The following is a 2,322-nucleotide window of genomic DNA, read 5'->3' as shown; positions in this document are numbered from 1 at the left end:
AAAGCGGTGGTGGAGGATGACGGGATCGAACCGACGACCCCCTGCTTGCAAAGCAGGTGCTCTCCCAGCTGAGCTAATCCCCCGAGGTAATCGTTGGTGGGTCAAGTTGGAATCGAACCAACGACCCCCGCCTTATCAAGACGGTGCTCTAACCGACTGAGCTACTGACCCATCTATCACCAGTGGGCGATACCTTCAATGGTCATGACATTAACTAACAGCCAATAAGTGTGGACGCTTTCGCTTTGCGAGCCATTCGCTCTAAAAGGAGGTGATCCAGCCGCACCTTCCGATACGGCTACCTTGTTACGACTTCACCCCAGTCATGAATCCCACCGTGGTAAGCGCCCTCCTTACGGTTAGGCTACCTACTTCTGGTGAAACCCACTCCCATGGTGTGACGGGCGGTGTGTACAAGACCCGGGAACGTATTCACCGCGACATTCTGATCCGCGATTACTAGCGATTCCGACTTCACGCAGTCGAGTTGCAGACTGCGATCCGGACTACGATCGGGTTTCTGAGATTGGCTCCCCCTCGCGGGTTGGCGACCCTCTGTCCCGACCATTGTATGACGTGTGAAGCCCTACCCATAAGGGCCATGAGGACTTGACGTCATCCCCACCTTCCTCCGGTTTGTCACCGGCAGTCTCATTAGAGTGCTCTTGCGTAGCAACTAATGACAAGGGTTGCGCTCGTTGCGGGACTTAACCCAACATCTCACGACACGAGCTGACGACAGCCATGCAGCACCTGTGTTCCGGTTCTCTTGCGAGCACGGCCAAATCTCTTCGGCTTTCCAGACATGTCAAGGGTAGGTAAGGTTTTTCGCGTTGCATCGAATTAATCCACATCATCCACCGCTTGTGCGGGTCCCCGTCAATTCCTTTGAGTTTTAATCTTGCGACCGTACTCCCCAGGCGGTCAACTTCACGCGTTAGCTGCGCTACTAAGGCCTAACGGCCCCAACAGCTAGTTGACATCGTTTAGGGCGTGGACTACCAGGGTATCTAATCCTGTTTGCTCCCCACGCTTTCGTGTCTGAGCGTCAGTATTATCCCAGGGGGCTGCCTTCGCCATCGGTATTCCTCCACATATCTACGCATTTCACTGCTACACGTGGAATTCTACCCCCCTCTGACATACTCTAGCTCGGCAGTTAAAAATGCAGTTCCAAGGTTGAGCCCTGGGATTTCACATCTTTCTTTCCGAACCGCCTACACACGCTTTACGCCCAGTAATTCCGATTAACGCTTGCACCCTACGTATTACCGCGGCTGCTGGCACGTAGTTAGCCGGTGCTTATTCTGCAGATACCGTCAGCAGTATCCCGTATTAGGGGATACCTTTTCTTCTCTGCCAAAAGTACTTTACAACCCGAAGGCCTTCATCATACACGCGGGATGGCTGGATCAGGGTTTCCCCCATTGTCCAAAATTCCCCACTGCTGCCTCCCGTAGGAGTCTGGGCCGTGTCTCAGTCCCAGTGTGGCTGGTCGTCCTCTCAAACCAGCTACGGATCGTTGCCTTGGTGAGCCTTTACCCCACCAACTAGCTAATCCGATATCGGCCGCTCCAATAGTGAGAGGTCTTGCGATCCCCCCCTTTCCCCCGTAGGGCGTATGCGGTATTAGCCACTCTTTCGAGTAGTTATCCCCCGCTACTGGGCACGTTCCGATATATTACTCACCCGTCCGCCACTCGCCGCCAAGAGAGCAAGCTCTCTCGCGCTGCCGTTCGACTTGCATGTGTAAAGCATCCCGCTAGCGTTCAATCTGAGCCAGGATCAAACTCTTCAGTTTAATCTCTGTGGTTGTCCCGTCTTGCGACGAGACCGATTGTGTCTCAAAGAAAAATTCAGAGTTACACAAGGTAATTCTTCATCTTTCGTTTGTGAGCACTTGATACAAACTTGTGGCGATCCCCGAAGGGTTCGACTCGCTCATTCCAAGCGCCCACACTTATCGGCTGTTAATTGTTAAAGAGCAGTGACAGTTGCCTGTCGTTCTACTGACTAACCCGGCTGGCTCGTCGCGTTTAGCGCTTCGTGCCTTGCTGTGTTAGCAGCAGAGAAACGAGATTATGAAGCAGATCAGGCAGTGTGTCAAGCGTTTTTTTGAAGAAGCTAGAAAGTTTTAAAACCGTCCAACTCGTCCCGCTTAAACCAGAACTTTCGTTCTTTCCTACCTACTGAACAATCAACCGTGAGGCTAACCATCCAACTTCACAAACAAGGGTAAATTTTCAAAACCGTTTCAACCTGCAAAACCGCTTAAAAACTTAACGTTGCGTTCTCTGGAGCAGAACCTAGAACTTTAACACA

General features: G+C 52.0%; 2 tRNA genes and 1 rRNA gene. All 3 read right to left on the bottom strand.

The features are described from left to right. Positions 1-7: 7 nt before the first annotated feature. Positions 8-83 (bottom strand) — tRNA-Ala (locus tag OSH04_RS19640). A gap of 11 nt (positions 84-94) precedes the next feature. Beyond that, positions 95-171, bottom strand: a tRNA-Ile gene (locus OSH04_RS19635). 93 nt (positions 172-264) lie between these two features. Then, a 16S ribosomal RNA gene (locus tag OSH04_RS19630) occupies positions 265-1,801 on the bottom strand. Positions 1,802-2,322: the final 521 nt, after the last annotated feature.

This window comes from Alcaligenes nematophilus (genome assembly GCF_026344155.1).
GTDB classification, from domain to species: domain Bacteria; phylum Pseudomonadota; class Gammaproteobacteria; order Burkholderiales; family Burkholderiaceae_B; genus Alcaligenes; species Alcaligenes phenolicus.
The sequence above is the reverse complement of the archived record's forward strand: the minus strand, read 5'-3'. Positions and strand labels throughout refer to the sequence as shown.